We start from the raw sequence: 18,607 nt of genomic DNA, 5'->3' as shown, positions 1-18,607 counted from the left end.
TGATGACCGACGCAGCTGCTGCGCAAAAAACCGGCCCGCAACCCAAGGACGGGATTTACATTGATCGCGACAAGGCCGGGAATCCCAAGGCGGAATATACTATTGCCGATGGTAAAATTGATGGCGAGGCGCGGTTCTATCAGGACGGTGTTATAACGCAGCAGGGCACCTTCAAAGCCGGTGTGCTGCATGGCGAAAACCGCTTCTATAAAGACGGCGAGTTGTCGCAACTGTCGACCCATCACAATGGCAAACTACACGGCGAATATACCGAATACAATCAAGGGCAGGTCACGGCACGGCACCATTTTACCCATGGTGTTCTAAATGGTCCGACTGAATTCTATAAGAATGGACAGTTAAAGCAGCGCACGATCTATGTGGATGGCTATGTCCATGGTGAAACGGTGTTTTTTGACGAAAATGGGGATGTTCAGCAAACCGTTCCGTTTCACCGTGGACGAAAAGAAGGCTTGTCCACCTTCTACGAAAAGGGCCGCCGCCTGATGGATGTAGAATTTCACAATGATCTGCAGAATGGCTGGCTGACCACCTATTCACCCACCAATAAACCGATGGCAAAAATTCCTTATAAGGATGGCAAAAAACACGGCGAAGCCCGCTATTATGATATGGAAGGCAATGTCGTACGACGTGAGACTTTTTTTGCAGGGAAACTGGACGGTGTTGCCGTGGACATGATGCCAAATGGCACGATTTTAAAAGAAAGTCCCTTTAAGGGTGATCTGTTGCATGGCTGGACCATTGAATACAACCATAAGGGTAAGGAAGTGGCGCGCCAACAGTTCCAGGAAGGGGAGCCGGTTTCTGCAAAGCTGGAAAAAACCCGGTTTGGACATCGTGAGAAAGATGAGTCAAACGACGATTGATTTAAGCATTAAGTAAAATTTAACCAGTTAAACATATAAGCTATTAGCGCCTTGGTTGTTGCTTGAGGGCTAAAAGCCTATGTGGGATCTCTTTTCGATAGATCGTTATCTGCCGCATTCTATCTGCTTGGCAGAAAACTCGTCATTGTTGGCAACGATGGCGGGGTCAGACGCCGTTATAGCCTTCTCGTATTTTTCGATTCCGCTGGGCATTATGTATTTTGTTAAAGAGCGTCAGGACCTGGAATTTAAATGGGTCGCGAATCTATTCATTCTCTTTATCCTTTGGTGTGGCATTACACATGTCACGGATCTTGTGACATTATGGATCCCGATTTACGAATTGCAGGCGACCGCGAAATTTGTGACGGCGCTGGTATCGGTTTTAACCGCCGTGATGATCTGGGTCGTAATTCCCAAGGCATTGGCGCTGCCGTCACCGGAGACCCATCGGCGTGCCAATGAATCCTTGCGGCGTGAGGTCGAAGAGCGGCGGGAGGCGGAGCAGAATCTTCGGCTGGCCCGGGATGATTTGGAACAGCGCGTCGCTGATCGTACAGCGGAATTGATTCAGTTAAACCATCAACTAACTGAAGAAATCAGAATGCGCGAACGCGCACAGCAAGACCAGGCTGACTACGCAAAACGTTTGGAAATAAGCAACAAGGAGCTGGATTCTTTTGCCGGGACGGTATCGCATGATCTGCGCAATCCGATTAATTATGTAAAAGGATACAGTGAGTTACTTCTGACGGATGCAGTTGAATCCAGTGAAAAGAGAGCCGCCTATATGACCATAATTGTAGACGGCATTGATCGTTTGGATCACATGATTCAGGATTTGTATGAATTTTCCAAGCTGCACCAGAATGTTGCGTGTTCCGATATTGTCTCTCTGCAATCGATTATCGTTGATCTACGCACGACCATGGCGGCTGAATTGCAGGATTTGGGGGCATCGCTGCATTATCAGGATACCTCTACCCAGATCGTTGGGAACCGAACGCTGTTGTTGCTGCTATTCCAGAACCTGATTGAAAATGCCCTGAAATATCGATCAGAAAAAGCACCGGAAATTTGTATCACGGCGGAACAGTCGGGCGCGCAAACCACTGTGTCGATTGCTGATAATGGACGGGGTATCCCTGAAGGTCAGTATTCCAGGGTTTTTGAAATCTTTTATCGCATTGACCCGACCGTTGATATCGAAGGCAGTGGTATCGGCCTGGCCACATGCCGACGCATTGTTGAACGGCATAATGGCAAAATCTGGTGTGAGGCTAATCCGGATGGCGGAACCACATTCCGATTCACGTTGCCCACGGCTGTGTGAGGTCTGTCCATGGCAGACGGTGAGCAGACCTTTCCGTACGAGGCGAAGCGGTTTAATCTAAATCAGTTCTGATCAACTGGGGTATCTATCATGGGAATGCCCGCCGCTGCATTAAGTGCCATGCATGTTTGCCCGATGGTGACGCCGCCGGGGATTCCCCATGTGGGCGGTCCCGTTTCTGCGCCGTCCTGTCCGACCGTTCTGGTTGGTGGTTTGCCTGCGATTGGACCGGGCAGCATGGCTGTGTGTGTCGGTCCGCCCGATGCTGTTGCGATGGGGTCGCCGACGGTTCTGGGCGGGGGGATCCCTATGTCGCGGGTTGGCGATACCTGTTCCCATGGCGGGGCGATTGTGGTCCCTGTGCCGACGGTTCTGTTGGCCTGATCCCTATTTAGGGGTGGTCTGATGGAAATGAGAATTCCACAACGCGGTGCGGGCAGTGTCTCTGGCCTCATAGGCGCGAATGGCCGATGGCAGGTCGGTTTCCATCTCGGCTTCCCGATCCTCTCCCAGGGCGGTCAGTCGCATCGTGTACCATGCCGTGACACCGCCTTCGGGGGGATTGGAAAATCTTGGAAATTCGGGTGTTTCTAGTGTCTCGTCGCGCCATTTGTTAGGCAGGGTGGGCGCCAGGACCAAGGCACGGGCCAGGCCAATGACATCAACTTTTGATTCAGAAACAGCGGCTTTGGCCTGTTGCAGGGTTTTAAACCCGCCGGTCACCATCAGGGGCTTGTGCGTTAAGGGCCTGGCACTGGTGGCAAAATCCAGGAAATAGGGGCCACGTGCGGGTGCGTCGGATGCCGATCGCGCGCCTGGAAAATAGGTCCCGCCGCTGATCTCAATCAAGTCAATGCTGGTCTGGTCCAGCGCGGTGATGACGCTAAGCGCGTCATCGCCATCCAGGCCCCCTTCAAGCTGATCTGTCGCATTCAGCTTAATGCCGATTGGTAAGCGAGGGCCAACCTTGTTGCGGACCGCCTCAAGGATTTCCAAGATCAGACGGACCCTGTTTTCAATCTTGCCGCCATAGCGATCGGTACGCTTGTTGAAAAGCGGGGATAGAAACTGGCTGAGCAGAAATCCGTGGGCCGCATGGATCTCAACCCCGCCAAACCCAACTTTTTGCGCCAGTTGCGCGGTGCGTGCGAACGTCTCTGGCAGCCGCGCAATCTCCTCAAGTGTCAGGGCCTCACAGGACAGGCCGGGAATATTAAGCGCGCTAGGGCCTTTGGGCGCGCTGATCGGTGGGTGTGCCATGGCGCCCGCATGGCCAAGCTGTATCCACAATTTTGCGCCGTTGGCAGATCCTTGGGCAGCGAGCGTTGCGAAATCGTCCAGATTTGAGTTTGGGTCAAGAACAAGGTTTCCTGGTTTCTCTGCATAATCCGGGGTGGGCTGTACCTCCCCAATTATGGCCAGGCCCAGTCCCCCTTTTGCCCAACGGTTATACAAATGGATCTGTTCCTTGGTTGGATTGCCCTGACCGTCGCCAAGGGAGTCAGACATCGCAGCCTTTGCGATGCGGTTCTTGAGAATTTCCCCACAGGGTAATTCAAGCGGTCGGAACAGCGCGTCCTGAGTGTTCGGCATGGGATATCCTTGATGGGGGATCTGCAGGGGATTTTTCTGTGCAGGCATACTAGCGGGTGTTGCGCCATTTGCGAAGGCATCAAGGACAGCCTCTTTCTTAAGTATTGTTAGATGAATCCTGCCGAAATGATTTAACGTCAGGACGACTCTATTTTGTTCTCTTTGGGCTCTTTTTATGGATCGGATATACTGTACTCAACCTTAAACCAAACACTATATATTGATCTATAAATACTTGTTTTTTCTTGCATTTCCTTTCTTGATCCTTGAATCCACTGGATGTTACAATGGATGGTGTGCGGGGGGTATTTTGTATGCCCTGCACGACCTTGTACAAAATGTTGTAGTTGTTTGGGTTTCAGCGTGAAAGGTCGTCCATGACCGGCAGATATGGTGGCAGACAAATTGGACGCACGGGCCCCCGCATTGGGTTGCCTGTGGACGTAGACGGACGGGGACGTACAAACCCCGTGATGCGTCATGCTGGGTTGCGTCCGGCCGTCGATGCGACTGCGTCAGGTACCGTTCCTCAACAGACCTGGACGATTGACCCTGCCAATGGTCCCGATCATCGTCGGGCAGAGGCTTCTGTTTGGCGCAAGCCGTCCCATGAGCGTCTGAGCATTTCAAAACTGTTTGAGCACATGGATCCCCAGCCCCGCAGCTATCGGGATGATGCGTATGAAGATGCGCACAAGATCACCCATACCGCGCCACCGCGGCTGGTGATTTCTCCCGGTACAGTAAGCGCCCTTGTTGCTGGCAGCATTGCCACTTTGTTTATTATATTTGTTGCGGGGTTCCTGTCTGCGGTGCTGATATTCGGGGAACCAAATGCCGGTGGGGAATTGGCGATTTTGCCCAGCCAGCCGCAACAATCCAGCCAACCAGTGCCATCGGTACCGCAAGATGGTGCCGCTATTGGCGATACCGCGGCCCAATCGGTGCAGGAAACACGCGCGACGATCCCACAACAAACGACCCGCGTTTCGGAAGGGTTGGTGACATCAGCAACGGCAAATCGGGATCAGCAGCTTGCGCCTTCGCCGGAAATCGCGGCTGCAGAATCCGCACGTGATACGGCCCTGCAAAGTCCTCAGCCAGTTTTTACTGCGCCGCAAACACCATTACAGCCCTCTGTCAGCCAGCCGGGACCTATGGCGACCATCGCGACGGATACGATTATCTATCCTGGTGCAAAGCCATCCCAGCCCGCCCGGTCTGATGTGGCATCGGCGGAGACATCGGTCCTTGGTGGCCCAGGGGGGAACTACTCCCTGCAATTCGGGGCATTTCGCGATAAATCAAATGCCGCTGCCTTGGTTCGTGAATTGCAATCGGCTGCAAAGGCCGGGATCGTGGCAGAGCAAGGGGCGACTGGCGCACCGCTTTTCTATGTGCGGGCCGGGGCTTTTCAAACACGGGCCGAAGCGCTGGAGGCGGTTAAGTCTCTGCGTGGTTCGGCTGGCATTGTCACCTTTGTTCACGCCAATCGTGGGACGGGTTGATTGTGATGGGGGCAATGGTGGGGGCGGCCCAGTCGCGGTTGTTGAGCTTTGGCGCAGTGCTTTCTGTAATGGTGATGTTGACCTTGACGGCCTGTGGACTGGTCGGCGGCAGTGGCGCACCTGTATTTCAGTTGGAAACCGTTCAAGTGCGGGCATCTGCGGATGCTAATACGTCTTCTGCGACCGCAGTGGATATGGTTTTTGTCTATGACCCCACGGTTATAGACGTTTTGCAGGCGGTGCCCGCATCGGACTGGTTCAATCGCAAGCGTCAGTTCTTGCTGGATTACCCAAAGGGCATCAGCGTGATGAGTTGGGAGATTGTGCCAAGCTCAGTTTTGCCGCCCTGGACGGTGCCCGATGACATGCTGTCAAATGACGCCGGGGATGATGCGACGGCTGCTTTTGTATTTGCGGATTATCTGTCACCGGGCGCACATCGGGCACGGCTGGAAAGTGGTGTCGGCATCCGGATTGACCTGGCCCGTGACGATTTTACGCTCAGTCCTTTTAATACGGACAATTAACCCCGACTCCTGCACTGGAGCGGGGGTGGATTCCTTGACCTTGATACAGGAATCTAGGACTGCTTAACTGTCTGACTTGGACGTCAGGCTAGGGGAGCCAGAAAGGACATCGAAATGCCGCGATCCGCCCGAGAATTGCCGGATGCCATTCAGTGGCATGAGGGCATGCTGTTGGCACCGCAGCATTTCCAGCAGTTGGGAGTGCGTGGTGAGGAACTGATTGCCTATCACACCGCGACCAGCAGCCCATTCCATTGGGGTATTCGCCATCTGAAGGTTGATCCGGTGCAGTTGGTCAGCGGCATCTTCCGGGTGCTGGAATTGGAAGCTGTGCTACCAGATGGTCTGATCGTCAGTCATGTTCAAGGCGATGACGTGCCCCTGGAACTGGATCTGTCTGAGCAACAGGGGCAATTGATGGGCAAGCCTGTGCCGATCTACCTGGCCGTGCCGGTGCGCCGCCTGGGCGGGCGTGCAACACGGGGGGATTTGCCCCGCTATCAGGAAGTGCCAGGGCTGCCGATTTCTGATGAGCATACCGGCGAGGGGGAAATGACAATCCCGCGCCTGAAGCCCCGCTTGTCGTTGCATCTGACAGACAGTCTGGCCCAGAAATATGTTGGCTTTCCCATCGCGCGTCTGATGCTGCGCGAAGAAGCCTTCACAATGACGAATTTTGTCCCGGCGCAACTGAGCATAACGCGGGTTTCCGCCATTGGGGAAATGTGCCAGGCAGTGGCAACGCGCCTGCGCGAAAAGGCGATGTTCCTTGCAGAACGGGCGCGTACCCCGCTGGGCCAGACCGACAAGCCAATGTTGCAGCAATCCCAGACCGCGATCCATGGTTTGGTCGCTGGTCTGCCGATGTTCGAAGCGATCTTAAAGACGGATCGCTGTCATCCGTTTCCGTTGTATCTGAGCTTGTGCCAGATCGTCGGGCATATGACCGCCGTGGGCGGGGCCCTGGTGCCGCCGATGCTGCCATCCTATGATCATAATGACCCAAAGGCGGCGTTTTCGGCCGCCTGTGATTTTGTCATTCAGATGCTGGACCGTGTGTCTGAAGCCTATACCGCCATTCCGTTTGAAGAAGCCGATGGCGTGTTTAGCCTGAAGATTGATCCGGCATGGTGTGATGATGACCTGACGATTGGCGTGCGGGCCCGGGCTGAAATGACCGAAGCCGATGTGATCGCCTGGATGGATGTCGCGCTGGTCGGATCGGACTCTGTGATCAAGCCAATGCGGGAACGCCGCGTCCTTGGTGCGCCACGCCATCGTATCGATCGGGAACAGGCGCTGGATGTGGTTCCGACACGGGGTGTGGTGCTATTTAAAATCGAGGTGAATTTCGACGACATCGTTCCGGGCGAAAAACTGTCCATCCTGTCTGGTGACCGGGGTCGGCGGGAACCGCCGCAGGAAATCGTCCTGTATGTCCGAAATCCATCCGGCGACGATAGGTAAGGCCAGGCGATGGCTGTTCAGCCTGTTTCTCCCATGACAAAGGCGCATCGCAATGCGGGCGTTGGCGGTAGCAGTGTGGGTGGTGGTCCGTCCGCCGGGGGGGCCGGTGCCTATATTCTGGATCAGTTTCGAGAGTTTTATGATGAGGTTCTAACCCTGCGGGAAGAAGCCTTGTTAAGTGGTCATGCAAGAACCGCTGCGCTGCCCAGTTTTGATGAGGCCATGGCCTATGATCCAAACAGGCCGAAGCCACCGCCTCTGCCAGGGTTCAATGCACCTCCTCCATTGCCGGGGGAGGCAGCGCCGCCAGACTATGATCTGGAGGATCATCCGGTAGACGATGACGACGCACTGTCTGGATCAAAAAGGGATCACCATGGCGTCGGATTAAAAGCGGAAGAGGCGCTGAGACGCTTGCAGACTCTGTTGGAGATGCAAGCCTTGGAGGCAGGTCGTCGCGGCGGGGAATACGGCGTTTTGTATTATCGCGAAGCGCAATATGTCATGGCGGCGCTGGCGGATGAGATTTTTTTAACGCTGGATTGGCCCGGGCGCGATTTCTGGCGCAATGACTTGCTGGAGACCCGGTTGTTTGAAACCTACAATGCCGGGGATGCTTTCTTTAAGCGCATGGAAAAGCTGCTGAAAACCGGGGATCGGGTGCAAGCTGAAATCGCCATTGTATATCTGCTGGCGCTGACATTTGGGTTTCGGGGGCGCTATGCCGGAGGGCGGGATGAAGCCCGGATCTCGGAATATCGCAAGCAGCTTTACTATTACATCTATCAAAAACGCCCAAACCTACCAGATCCCAGCCATCGTCTGGCACCAGAAGCCTATCAGCACACACAGATGAGCACCCTGGCGCGCTTGTTGCCCTCACCGGGTCGATGGGTCTGGCTGTTTGTTGGTGTTGTCGCGCTGTACAGCATCACCGCCCATTTCATTTTCAACGATGCGCTAGCGCCTTTGCTTGAGGCGCTTGATCGCGCCGGTGGTTAGGGGCGGGGCAGATGAGCTGGCTGGATTTCATCCGCGACTTACTCTATCGACTGACGCCTTATTTGCCGGGGATCGTCGGGTTCCTGATCGTAATATCCTTTATCCTGATCGGCGCCCTGCTGTTTGTGGTTCGCAAGACGCGCAATTCCAAAAAGGCGGCTGGCGCAGAGGAGGATTCGCCCCGGCATCTGGATGAAGATCCGGATTATCAGCCTTTCGCCGCAGAGCCGGAAGACCTGCCGCTTCTGCCAATGCGAAAAAGCTTCAAACATGCGCTAAAAATTCTGCGCAATCACGTTTCTGGCCGTGATTGGCGTTATGCGATCCCCTGGTATCTGATGCTGGGGCCGGAAGGATCGGGAAAATCCACCCTGATCGCCCATACCGGCATGGACCTGCCTGTAGGTCAGCCCGCAGAAGATTTCGAAGATCTGCGCCCGGCCTGTAAATGGTGGTTTTTTGACCGCGGTGTCGTGCTGGATATGGCAGGAACCCTGGTGCGGCAACGCGATGGGCGTGGATCCAATTCTAAGGCATGGCGCAATTTTCTGGGGTTTCTGGATCGGTATCGACCCCGCCGTCCGGCAGATGGTATCATCCTGACCATTCCGATAGAAGATTTCCTGGATGACCAGGGCGCGGTGCGACCGCCGGAGGATATCACCCAGCGCGCCGATGCGATTTACAAGAAATTGTGGCAGGCACAGGCCCGTCTTGGTCTTGCCTTCCCGGTCTATGTGATTGTCACGAAGATGGATCGTCTGCCGGGGTTTCAGGCCTTGGTATCAGAACTGCCGGATCACAGCCTGGCTGATATGCTGGGGTGGGCCAGCCCGTACAGTTTCGATACAGAATTTCGTGAAAGCTGGGTCGACGAGGCGGTCGAAACGGTCGGGCAGGGGTTACAGGCGGCGCAGATGGAAATCTTTGCCATGACGGGCGACCCTGCGGCCGCCGAAGATATCTACCAATTGCCGGCTTCCTTTGAAGGGCTGCGGGAGCCGATGCGGCTGTACTTGCGGCAATTGTTCAAGCCCAGCACGTATCACGAAAGTTTTTCTCCCCGCGGGATCTGGTTCACCGGGGATAGCGGCATGGAAGATTTGGTCGTTGATCGCCCGGTACCTGTTTTGTCCGGGGTCTATGGCGGCCCCCGGGCGCGGGCGGCTTATCCGGTATTTTTGCAGGACTTGTTCGAGACCAAGATTTTTCCTGAAAAGAACATGGCGCGCCCGGTTAAACGGACTCTGATTCACAGCAATAAAATAGCGACGACAGCGCAAGCGGCCTCAATCGCCGTTGTTGTCTTAGGGGCATTTTCACTGTGGTTGCTGCACACGGATATGCATCAGGATGTTGCAACCGTCACACCGTTTATTGAACAGGTTGGACAGGATATAGACAGCGTTCAAGCCGCAAACCGAGCCAATCCGTCTGATAATCCTGTGGGCAGCTTTAACCGTGAACGTGCCTTGCGTTTGTTGGAGGGAATGGCAGCCCTTAAAACCGGGTCTTTCTTCTCTATTCTGATGCCGTCGTCTTTCCTCGCGGATGTTGATAGCCGCGTGACCAACGTCACCACAACCGCATTTAATTTATTCATACTACAGTCAATGGGGGCTGCTCTGGACGAGCGGGGCCAGTCTATCGGCAATGGTCGTTTGCCGCCGGAAGGCGCGTCTACGGGCACTCTGCAAATGCGATCTAATCTGCCGTCAGGGGCTTCCGCGCTGTTAAACAATGAAACACCGCGCAGTGAAGAATTTGAGCTATTGCGGCGGTATGTTGGATCCGTTCGCGATTTTGAATCGGCGATCAATCGTTACAACCAACTCAGTGAAACCAATGATCTGGAAGATGTGCGCCGGTTGGTATCGTACCTATTCCAGGTGCGTCTGCCGGAAAGCTTCCTGGAGAATTCAGACTTTTATTCTGAAGCGCTGAGTGGCGCAAATTATCGGACAATTCCGCTGGATGCCTATCAACGTGATATGCAGGCAAAGTATCGGGAATTGATGGATAAGGCTGTGGTTTCGCTGTATTCGAAAAATGCCCTGATGATCAAGTTGCGGGACCTTGCCCAGACATTGGACGATGCCGCAAACAGCAGAACCGCGGGTCTGGGCGAATTGGATCGTGTTTTTAATCAGATTAAGACAATCCGCGCCTGGTTAGATGATCCGAAATATACTTGGATGGATGACCCGGCATTTGACCCAACCATTGCCTATGCTGATTTGCAGGAACGCATTGGGGGATCTCAGGTTCTGGGGGCCGATCTGGCAGCGGCGTTTGATGCGGCGAACAAAAGCGGATTGAAGACATTACAGCAGGAATTGCCAGATCTGAGATCCGTTTCTATTGGGCCTATTCTGGCACGGGATGGTGACAGAACCGTGCTGCGGTTGTCTCCGACAATCCTGGACTTCTACAGCGTTCTGGAAAGCCTGTATCAGCAACCGTTTATGCGGGACGGGCGGTTCCAGGCGATGCCCGCTCCGCCGTCACTTGGCAGCGCCATTGAATGGGATGCGGGCGCGCTGGAGGAGGGGATAGCCTTCATTGATGACTATGATAAATTCATAGCATCAGAAATGGATCGTGTCCCACGGGCGTTGCACCCGCTGTTGCGCACGGCCGGTGGGCATAGTCTGGAACGCCATGTAAATGATCGGATCGCGGCGGCAATGGTGGTGCCGCGTGGTCGGTCCAGCACCTCACTGCAATCCGAGGAATCTTTGCGGCGGGCGGTCGTTACCTTCAATTCAGCAGGGTCGGCCTTGCGGCAGATATTGGGCGTCTATGACGACCTGGGGCTGGAAGACAGTTATCTGGACTTGCTGGATCTCAGCACCAGCAGCGCTATTGCATTGATACAGGCGGCGGATTCTTTGTTTAATTCCAGTTCGCTATACGTGCCGCAGGGGGGAGACTTTGATTGGTGGCGTGGGGATCCCAATATGGCGTTACAGGCCTTCCGGGCGCGCGACGTCTTTGGCTTACGCGATATCCTGGCGCAACAGCGGGGTCGGATTTCCATCATTGCGACTGGCTATGTGAAACCAGTTGCCGATTTCCTGAATGCATTGAATGCCAATCTGTCGGATCAGGAACAGGGGCTTCTGTCCCGCTGGACAGGCATCATTGATGAATTGACCAAGTATGACCTGCAGCAGGCAGATAATACCGTCTCGGATCTTGAACGTTTCATCACGGGCCCAATGATGGATGTCACCTTCGCCAATTGCAGTGAGACATTGGACGGCGCGACGATCAATGCGCGTCAGGCTGATTTCTTTGTTGAACGCATCAATATGCTAAGTCGGGGCATCCGTGCCCGGTGTCTGGCCCTGGCCGGGGTGCAGGCGCAAAGCGCCTATACCGCCATTGCTGATAGTTTCGATGATGGATTGGCCGGGCGATATCCGTTCACATTGACCCCGTTTGAATCGGATATGCGGGAAGCCAGCCTCAGGGATTTGCGTACATTCTTTGCGGCCTATGACAGGGATGTCCAGAATGCCCGTTTGGCGTTGGAACAGGCCGATGACCTGGGATTTGGACGAGATCAAGCGCTGGAGTTCATTACTCGGATGGATCGCATCCGTGCTTTCTTCGACCCCTGGCTGTCTTCGGCCAATCGGGAAGACTCCCCGTCCTTTAATCTGGATGTCGCGTTCCGGGTCAACCGAGATCGTGAAGTCGGCGGCGATCAGATTATTGATTGGCAGTTCGCGGTAGGCCCGGACGCAACCACTTTGCGCGGTGAGAAGAAGACACTGCGATGGTCCTTGGGGGAGCCGATTTCTCTGACCTTGCGCTGGGCAGAAAATTCAACGCGCATTCCAGCCGCCGCGGTTGGGCGCCCCCAAATTCAAGTTCAGGGGCGGACGGTTACGATAACCTATGCTAATATCTGGTCCTTGATAGATTTGGTGCGGCGTCACCGCTCAGGTTCAAATGATTTTGCAGACTTTATCGACCCACGCCCGCATACCCTCAGGATCGATATTCCCACCCGCCCGACGGCCGGGGGGGCGATTGAAACGGCAACGGTGTTTTTGCGGGTTGAGATTTCCGGTCTGAAAGAAGGACAGCCCGTGCCGCTGTTGATTACGCCATTTCCTTTTGAAGCCCCGCAGTTGGAGCCCTGATGCGATGACTGGAACGCCTGCCTTGGAAGAACAGGACGCTTTGGATGATGAGGGTGCCGGGACAGACAAGCCGGTGACCCCGCCGCCTGCTGTCGTTGAAGATGGCCCTGCAGAAGATCTGCTGGCGCCACTGGCGGTGGATGACCCTTGTGGGCCCAGCCTGCGGTATGAGGGGACTTTTGATGCTGTGCGGGACGCCCGGCGGGATGAGGATCCAAACCTGCCGCAGGGTGTTTGGGAAACAGATGTTAAACGCGCAGACTGGCCCGCGGTCGCAAGACTGTGCGAAGACGCGCTGGCGACAAAAAGCAAGGATCTGCATCTCGCATTGTGGCTAACGGAAGCCTGGACCCATATTGAGGGACTGCGCGGATTCAGGCGGGGCCTGGATCTGACATCCAGCCTGTGTGAGGAGTATTGGCGCGATATTCATCCTAAAATCGATGAAGATGGGGATTTGGACTATCGCCTTGGACCGCTGCGCTGGGCGTCGGATCAATTTGCAATCCTGCTGCGCCTTGTGCCGGTGACCGAGCCGACATCCGGGGATGTTCACCCCATGCGCCTGAAGGATTGGGAAGATGTGCTGCGGCTTGAAAACCTGCATCAGCGCGATGCAAAAGCAGCGGCACGGGAACAGAAACGCTATGCGACGCGGGCTCAGTTTGATGCGGCTGTCGATTCAACGCCGGTAGACTATTACATCGATCTGGTTCCCGTGACTGAGGCCTGTCTGGGGGAACTGGAGCGGCTGGACCTGTTCCTGGAGGAACATTGCCCCAAGGATGCGCCATCTCTGACACGCATTCGCACCGTATTGCAGGATATTGAGACCCGCGCGCGCAATTGGATGGAAGCCAAGGGCGGCACTCTGCCGGGCGATCCTGAAGATATGCCAGAAATGCCAGACGACGCTGTTGATATACAGGCGAGTGATGACCTGACGCAGGAGGGAAATGTCATGACCCAGGCCCCACAGGCTGCCGCCCGGCAAGTGTCGGCAGGACCGATTCAAAGCCGCGCAGAGGCCTATAAACGCCTTGGGGAGGCGGCGGACTATCTGATAAAGGCGGAACCGCACAGCCCCGTTCCCTATCTCGTGAAACGCGCCGTCGCCTGGGGAAATATGAGCTTTGGCGAATTGCTGTTCGAACTGGTCGAAGGTGGGGGGGATCACCAGCGGGTGCTGCGCCTGCTGGGATTGGATGCGATGGGGAAGAAGAAAGAGTAAAGGTAAATTAGAGCATCATGCGTTCGCATGAGCTCACACATAATACTCTAACCATACCTTTTTTCAGCAAATACGTCGTCGCAAACGATTCCGTTTGCTCGGGATTTGCTCTAAGCGGACTTCCCTTTGGCGTGGAAAATGAAGCCCAGTACATTCATCAGCAGCTGGGCGGCCAGAAAGGCGGTCGATCCGCTATGGTCATAATCCGGCGCGACTTCCACCAGATCAATCCCCACAACGTCGCCCATTTGCGTTAATCCCTGTAAGATTTCCAAAACCTCATAATACAAGAACCCGCCATGACTGGGCGTTCCCGTGCCAGGCGCGATGGAGGGATCGAATCCATCGATATCGATGGTCAGATAGTATCGTTTTCCCTGTGGAATCTTTGCCAGAACGCCATCGCGCCCCAGGTCGCGGCAGTGACGGACCGATAGAATGGTGGACCCTGCCCGCCGCGCGGCGTCGTAATCACCCCGATTTGAAGAGGAGACATTGCGAATGCCAAGCTGGGTAAAGCCGGTCACATGGTTCATTTCAGACGCGCGGCGCAAGGGATTGCCATGGCCATAACGCACGCCATGGCGTTCGTCGACGAAATCCAGATGGGCGTCAATGTGGACAATATGAACAGGCTCCTGGTCATCGAAGGCCCGAATACAGGGAATATGGACAGAATGATCGCCCCCCAGAACCACGGGCAGAGCGCCTGCCTTCAAAATTTTGCGCACGCCATATTCTATGTTGTCGTGGCTTTGGATCGTGTCGGTGTGAACGATATCGGCATCGCCAATATCGACCATGCGCACCTTATCAACAGGCAGATAGGTGACGTCATCTTCAAAATCGTATGCGCCGCCATGACCAAATGAAAACAGGGTGGATGCCTCGCGGATGCCGCGCGGTCCGAAACGTGCCCCGGCGCGATACTGGGTTCCCATATCGAAGGGCGCCCCCAGCACGGCAATATCGGCATCAATCGCATCCCAATCCAGACAGACAGGTTGCTTGCCAAAGGTACAATGCCCAACGAATGGCAGGTTCAACCGCCCACCTTCATACCCATTCTTTGCCATACTTATCCTCCTGTAACAGGGTATCTTAGGCTGGGGGCTTGACCTATGAAAAGCATGAACGCGTCATATGCAGATCCTAATTTCAATCTGGACTGATTAAAGTAATTGTCATATTCGTAATTAAATTGCTTAAGGTTGTATGATGACGATTCAGTTTTATCCACGGGCAGGTCAAATATTAGTCTGTGACTTTAAAGACTTTCAGGCACCAGAAATGATCAAGATAAGACCGGTAATAGTTGTTTCGCCCCGTTTACCCTATCGCAGCGAAATTGTGACAATCGTTCCAATCAGTACATCACCACCTCGCCATACCTTAAAGTTTGTTGTCCAACTATCTAAGAATTACCACCCAAATGAAGATGATGAGAAACCGTGTTGGGCGAAATGCGATATGATTATGAATATTGGTCTTTGGCGGTTGAACAGCTTTAAAGTTGGGCGTCGGAAATGGTTAACCCCCGTTGCTTCTAAGAAAGATTTGAACCATGTAAGAGCCGGAGTATTGCATGGTCTGGGGATGGGGCACTTGATACCTGATGAAATGAAGGTTATATAATGTGCGTACCCGGATTTCGGGCTTTAAGACCTAGATTACTAGGCAGGTTGTCAAAACGGCGATGACAAGTCATTGGCAACCTAGAGTGACTATGTCCCAAAGCCCCGCGCGAGCGGGGTTTTGTGTTTTCGGTCACTGTTTCCGTTCTGGGCCTGCGCGGCGCAGGGATTCTGTTATGCCATGCAGGGTGCGGACATCCTGATCGGTCAATTGGGTGCGTTGGAACATCAGGCGGATGTTGCGCATGACGGTCGGGCGCATTTCAACGGAACGAAAAAAGCTGCCTTCATCCAGACCTCTGCCCAGCCGTTCGATGAATATCTCTACCTCGTTCTGGGTGGCGGGGCGGGCATCCCGGATATCACGGGTTTCACTGGGGGTCTGGTCCCCGGCTGTAAACCATTCATAACCGATTAACAGAACCGCCTGGGCCAGGTTCAAGGATCGAAAATCAGGGTTCAGCGGCACACGAATAATCGCATCTGCCTTGGCGACATCATCATTGGTCAGGCCCGACCGCTCCCCCCCGAACAGCACACCCGTGCGATGCAGGCTGCTGGCGGTCGCTGTGCGCATATCTTCAGCCGCAGCACGGGGGGTCAGGACATATTCCAGCAATTCGCGGGTACGCCCGGTCGTGGCATAGATCCGTGTCAGATCCGCAACAGCCTCTTCGGTCGTATGAAACACCTGAGCATGATCAACAACGTCCTGCGCCCCTGCAGAGGCATCCTGAGCCTTTTGGTTGGGCCACCCATCCCGGGGGCGCACAAGGCGCAAATCCGTCAGGCCGCAATTCAGCATGGCCCTGGCGCACATGCCAATATTTTCCCCCAGTTGCGGGTCGATCAGTATGACGGCGGGCGCAGTCATCAGGCCTGAAAATCCAGATTCCAGACGCGATACCGTTCAGGGTCTTCCTGCCAGCGGTCTCGGACCTTCACATAGATAAATAGATGCACAGGGGTCTCAAACATCTCGGACAGTTCTTCGCGTGCTGCGGTGCCAATGGTGCGCACCTTGCTGCCATTCTTGCCCAGAATAATGGATCGTTGGCTCTCTCTCTGTACATAGATTACCTGTTGAATACGGATCGAGCCATCTTTCTTGATGTCGTAACTTTCCGTTTCCACAGTCAGCGCATAGGGCAATTCCTGGTGCACGTTGATAAACAGCTTTTCGCGCGTAACCTCTGCGGCCAACAGCATCTGCGGCATATCGGATAACTGATCTTCGGGGAACAGCCATGGTCCCTTGGGCATCATGCCTGCAACATGGTTGATCAGGTCTTCCGTGCCATCGGATTTTGTCGCGGAAATCATGAAAATCTCTGTAAATTGCCCGGTCTTGTTCAGGCGATCCGCCAGCATCAGCAGGCTGTCACGCTTTACCAGATCAATTTTGTTCAGCGCCAGAATGGCCTTACGTCCAGCCTGTTCCAGGCCTTTCAAGATCGCTTCCACTTCGTCATTCATGCCAATCACACTGTCGATCAGCAGGACCGTCGCATCAGAATCCTGAGACCCTTGCCAGGCGGCGGACACCATGGCGCGATCCAGGCGACCCTTGGGCTTGAAGATACCCGGCGTATCGACAAAGGCGACCTGTGTCGCGCCGCGCAGTGCGATGCCCAGAATGCGGGTGCGGGTTGTTTGCACCTTATGGGTGACGATGGATACCTTGGCCCCGACCAGTTCATTGACCAGGGTTGATTTCCCAGCATTAGGGGCCCCGATGATGGCGACAAAGCCAGCGCGGGTCTCTGTCATATCGACAGGGCTGTCGTGATCTTCCGGCAATTGGGTGACGTCATCCGTCATTCTTCAGACTTTCCAGTAACTGTTCGGCAGCAGATTGTTCCGCATGCCGTTTGATCCGACCTTCAGCCTGGGCCGATCCATGTTTGGGGATCGTCACCCGCATGGTAAAGATCGGGGCATGATCCGGTCCGCTGCGCGAGACCTCTTCATAATGCGGCAAACCAAGTCCACGCGCCATGGTCCATTCCTGCAGCGCAGATTTTCCATCGCGCGGCGGGGTTGGATCGGCTTCCAACCGTTTCTCCCAATTGCGCAGGATAAAGGCGCGGGCCGTTTCCAGCCCCGCATCGCGATACATTGCGGCAATCAGGGCTTCGCACACATCCGACAGGATGGCGGGGTTGTCCGCCCCATCGGCTTCTTCATATTGCCCGAACCGAATTTCGCCGCCCAGATTTAAGTCCCGCGCCACATCCGCCAGAGTTTCCCGGCGCACCAGTGCATTGAACCGTCGGGACAGATGTCCTTCCGGATCTTTTGGAAACCGTTGCAACAGCATATCGGCGACGATCAGGCCCAGGACCCGGTCCCCCAGAAATTCCAGGCGTTCGTAGCTGCCTTCTGCCAGCGCTCCTGCGCTGCGATGGGTCAGGGCGCGATCCAGCAGTCGCTTGTTGCTGAAAACATGGCCCAGGCGCTGTTCCAGGGCTTTGAAATCGGCGTCACTTGATGACATCGAAAAACCGGTCGAAACGGGGGCCCGACTCACCCCAGGAGAAGAATATGATTGTCGCCTTCCCGATGAAATTTTCAATGGGAATGAAACCGACCTGACTTAGGACACGGCTGTCTTGCGAATGGTCGCGGTTATCGCCCATGGCGAAATAATGGCCAGGGGGCACGACATATTCCGGCGTATTATCCAGTCGACCCCGGTCCCCCATATCCTCAATGATATCATGTTCAACGCCATTGGGCAGCGTTTCCAGATAATGGGTGACGCGGGTTCTCATGCGCTCTTCATTTTCCGGCACATAGTCTTCGATCTGGCGGCGCTTCACGGCCTCGCCATTGATATGCAGCACACCATTGATCACTTGAATGGTATCGCCCGGCAGCCCGATAATACGCTTGATATAGTCGATATCGGTTTCGGTGGGCTTGCGAAAGACTGCAACATCACCGCGTTCAGGGGCGTCTTCCAGAATGCGACCCGAAAAAGAAACCGGGCTGAAGGGGAAGGAATACATCCCATACCCATAAGAGAATTTCGATACGAACAGATAGTCACCAATCTTCAAGGTCGGCAGCATCGAGCCGGATGGGATGTTGAAAGGTTCATACGCAAATACCCGGCACCCGATGGCAATAACGGCCGCCCAGAACAGGGTCTTTACCGTTTCCCAATAAGGCGCAATGCGGTCCTTAAAGCTGCCTTTTTCTGTGACATCTGTTTTCATTGGTGCGCGCCTTGTCTGTGCTGCGGAAGAATGGCGGGATATGGCCC

General features: G+C 54.7%; 16 protein-coding genes. 10 read left to right on the top strand and 6 right to left on the bottom strand.

The features are described 5' to 3' along the window. Nucleotides 1-2: 2 nt before the first annotated feature. The 3 genes from ACOSDM_RS15110 to ACOSDM_RS15100 all read left to right on the top strand — a co-directional run bounded on the left by ACOSDM_RS15110 (nucleotide 3) and on the right by ACOSDM_RS15100 (nucleotide 2,607). Nucleotides 3-890 (top strand): toxin-antitoxin system YwqK family antitoxin, encoded by an 888-nt coding sequence (locus ACOSDM_RS15110; protein ID WP_420725378.1) that lies wholly within the window; start codon nucleotides 3-5, stop codon nucleotides 888-890. A 157-nt stretch (nucleotides 891-1,047) separates the two neighbouring features. Next, on the top strand, nucleotides 1,048-2,223 hold the full coding sequence (locus ACOSDM_RS15105) for a sensor histidine kinase (RefSeq protein ID WP_420725377.1): 1,176 nt from the start codon (nucleotides 1,048-1,050) through the stop codon (nucleotides 2,221-2,223). Nucleotides 2,224-2,313: 90 nt separating this feature from the next. After that, entirely contained in the window at nucleotides 2,314-2,607 is a 294-nt protein-coding gene (locus tag ACOSDM_RS15100) for a PAAR domain-containing protein (protein WP_420725376.1), read from the top strand. Nucleotides 2,608-2,610: 3 nt separating this feature from the next. Here the strand turns inward: ACOSDM_RS15100 and ACOSDM_RS15095 are convergent, their stop codons facing one another. Continuing rightward, complete coding sequence (locus tag ACOSDM_RS15095; protein WP_420725375.1) at nucleotides 2,611-3,816, bottom strand: NADH:flavin oxidoreductase/NADH oxidase family protein; 1,206 nt, start codon at nucleotides 3,814-3,816, stop codon at nucleotides 2,611-2,613. Nucleotides 3,817-4,193: 377 nt separating this feature from the next. On the opposite strand from ACOSDM_RS15095, the gene ACOSDM_RS15090 reads away from it, so the two are divergent. The 6 genes from ACOSDM_RS15090 to tssA all read left to right on the top strand — a co-directional run bounded on the left by ACOSDM_RS15090 (nucleotide 4,194) and on the right by tssA (nucleotide 13,705). Next, the gene (locus ACOSDM_RS15090) at nucleotides 4,194-5,324 is read left to right on the top strand and encodes an SPOR domain-containing protein (RefSeq protein ID WP_420725374.1); all 1,131 of its coding nucleotides are present in this window, start codon (nucleotides 4,194-4,196) and stop codon (nucleotides 5,322-5,324) included. A gap of 2 nt (nucleotides 5,325-5,326) precedes the next feature. Continuing rightward, complete coding sequence (locus tag ACOSDM_RS15085; protein WP_420725373.1) at nucleotides 5,327-5,851, top strand: hypothetical protein; 525 nt, start codon at nucleotides 5,327-5,329, stop codon at nucleotides 5,849-5,851. A 114-nt stretch (nucleotides 5,852-5,965) separates the two neighbouring features. Then, nucleotides 5,966-7,318, top strand: coding sequence for a type VI secretion system baseplate subunit TssK (gene tssK, locus ACOSDM_RS15080; protein ID WP_420725372.1), 1,353 nt, complete (start codon nucleotides 5,966-5,968; stop codon nucleotides 7,316-7,318). A 9-nt stretch (nucleotides 7,319-7,327) separates the two neighbouring features. Next, nucleotides 7,328-8,320: a DotU family type IV/VI secretion system protein gene (locus ACOSDM_RS15075; RefSeq protein WP_420725371.1), complete on the top strand. Its 993-nt coding sequence runs from the start codon at nucleotides 7,328-7,330 to the stop codon at nucleotides 8,318-8,320. Nucleotides 8,321-8,331: 11 nt separating this feature from the next. After that, entirely contained in the window at nucleotides 8,332-12,474 is a 4,143-nt protein-coding gene (locus ACOSDM_RS15070; protein WP_420725370.1) for a type VI secretion protein IcmF/TssM N-terminal domain-containing protein, read from the top strand. Nucleotides 12,475-12,478: 4 nt separating this feature from the next. Then, on the top strand, nucleotides 12,479-13,705 hold the full coding sequence (gene tssA, locus ACOSDM_RS15065; RefSeq protein ID WP_420725369.1) for a type VI secretion system protein TssA: 1,227 nt from the start codon (nucleotides 12,479-12,481) through the stop codon (nucleotides 13,703-13,705). A gap of 110 nt (nucleotides 13,706-13,815) precedes the next feature. Here the strand turns inward: tssA and speB are convergent, their stop codons facing one another. Then, on the bottom strand, nucleotides 13,816-14,781 hold the full coding sequence (speB, locus tag ACOSDM_RS15060) for an agmatinase (protein WP_420725368.1): 966 nt from the start codon (nucleotides 14,779-14,781) through the stop codon (nucleotides 13,816-13,818). A gap of 139 nt (nucleotides 14,782-14,920) precedes the next feature. Between speB and ACOSDM_RS15055 the strand changes: the two genes are divergently transcribed. Next, nucleotides 14,921-15,340, top strand: a complete 420-nt coding sequence (locus tag ACOSDM_RS15055) for a type II toxin-antitoxin system PemK/MazF family toxin (protein WP_420725367.1) — start codon at nucleotides 14,921-14,923, stop codon at nucleotides 15,338-15,340. 132 nt (nucleotides 15,341-15,472) lie between these two features. On the opposite strand, the gene ACOSDM_RS15050 is transcribed toward ACOSDM_RS15055, so the two are convergent. The 4 genes from ACOSDM_RS15050 to lepB are packed head-to-tail and all read right to left on the bottom strand — an operon-like array spanning nucleotide 15,473 to nucleotide 18,560. Beyond that, nucleotides 15,473-16,213: an RNA methyltransferase gene (locus ACOSDM_RS15050; protein WP_420725366.1), complete on the bottom strand. Its 741-nt coding sequence runs from the start codon at nucleotides 16,211-16,213 to the stop codon at nucleotides 15,473-15,475. Continuing rightward, nucleotides 16,213-17,160, bottom strand: coding sequence for a GTPase Era (gene era / locus ACOSDM_RS15045; RefSeq protein WP_420725365.1), 948 nt, complete (start codon nucleotides 17,158-17,160; stop codon nucleotides 16,213-16,215). The genes ACOSDM_RS15050 and era overlap by 1 nt, the downstream gene beginning before the upstream one ends. Further along, nucleotides 17,150-17,836 carry a ribonuclease III gene (rnc, locus tag ACOSDM_RS15040; RefSeq protein WP_420725364.1) on the bottom strand — a complete coding sequence of 229 codons (687 nt, stop codon included), beginning with the start codon at nucleotides 17,834-17,836 and terminating at the stop codon, nucleotides 17,150-17,152. Before rnc ends, era begins: the two co-directional genes overlap by 11 nt. Next, entirely contained in the window at nucleotides 17,823-18,560 is a 738-nt protein-coding gene (lepB, locus tag ACOSDM_RS15035; RefSeq protein WP_420725363.1) for a signal peptidase I, read from the bottom strand. The genes rnc and lepB overlap by 14 nt, the downstream gene beginning before the upstream one ends. Between the last annotated feature and the right edge of the window lie 47 nt (nucleotides 18,561-18,607).

The sequence above is a fragment of the Hwanghaeella sp. LZ110 genome, assembly GCF_048892525.1.
Taxonomy (GTDB): domain Bacteria; phylum Pseudomonadota; class Alphaproteobacteria; order UBA8366; family Aestuariispiraceae; genus Pacificispira.
Note: the sequence above shows the minus strand (reverse complement) of the source record. Positions and strands in the feature narration are given on the sequence as shown.

Coding starts and splice junctions, on each gene's coding strand:
- ACOSDM_RS15095 (WP_420725375.1), bottom strand. CDS start 3,816: ATGCCGAACACTCAGGACGCGCTGTTCCGACCGCTTGAATTACCCTGT.
- era (WP_420725365.1), bottom strand. CDS start 17,160: ATGACGGATGACGTCACCCAATTGCCGGAAGATCACGACAGCCCTGTC.
- tssK (WP_420725372.1), top strand. CDS start 5,966: ATGCCGCGATCCGCCCGAGAATTGCCGGATGCCATTCAGTGGCATGAG.
- ACOSDM_RS15050 (WP_420725366.1), bottom strand. CDS start 16,213: ATGACTGCGCCCGCCGTCATACTGATCGACCCGCAACTGGGGGAAAAT.
- tssA (WP_420725369.1), top strand. CDS start 12,479: ATGACTGGAACGCCTGCCTTGGAAGAACAGGACGCTTTGGATGATGAG.
- ACOSDM_RS15105 (WP_420725377.1), top strand. CDS start 1,048: ATGGCGGGGTCAGACGCCGTTATAGCCTTCTCGTATTTTTCGATTCCG.
- lepB (WP_420725363.1), bottom strand. CDS start 18,560: ATGAAAACAGATGTCACAGAAAAAGGCAGCTTTAAGGACCGCATTGCG.
- ACOSDM_RS15070 (WP_420725370.1), top strand. CDS start 8,332: ATGAGCTGGCTGGATTTCATCCGCGACTTACTCTATCGACTGACGCCT.
- ACOSDM_RS15100 (WP_420725376.1), top strand. CDS start 2,314: ATGGGAATGCCCGCCGCTGCATTAAGTGCCATGCATGTTTGCCCGATG.
- ACOSDM_RS15075 (WP_420725371.1), top strand. CDS start 7,328: ATGGCTGTTCAGCCTGTTTCTCCCATGACAAAGGCGCATCGCAATGCG.
- speB (WP_420725368.1), bottom strand. CDS start 14,781: ATGGCAAAGAATGGGTATGAAGGTGGGCGGTTGAACCTGCCATTCGTT.
- ACOSDM_RS15055 (WP_420725367.1), top strand. CDS start 14,921: ATGATGACGATTCAGTTTTATCCACGGGCAGGTCAAATATTAGTCTGT.
- ACOSDM_RS15110 (WP_420725378.1), top strand. CDS start 3: ATGACCGACGCAGCTGCTGCGCAAAAAACCGGCCCGCAACCCAAGGAC.
- rnc (WP_420725364.1), bottom strand. CDS start 17,836: ATGTCATCAAGTGACGCCGATTTCAAAGCCCTGGAACAGCGCCTGGGC.
- ACOSDM_RS15090 (WP_420725374.1), top strand. CDS start 4,194: ATGACCGGCAGATATGGTGGCAGACAAATTGGACGCACGGGCCCCCGC.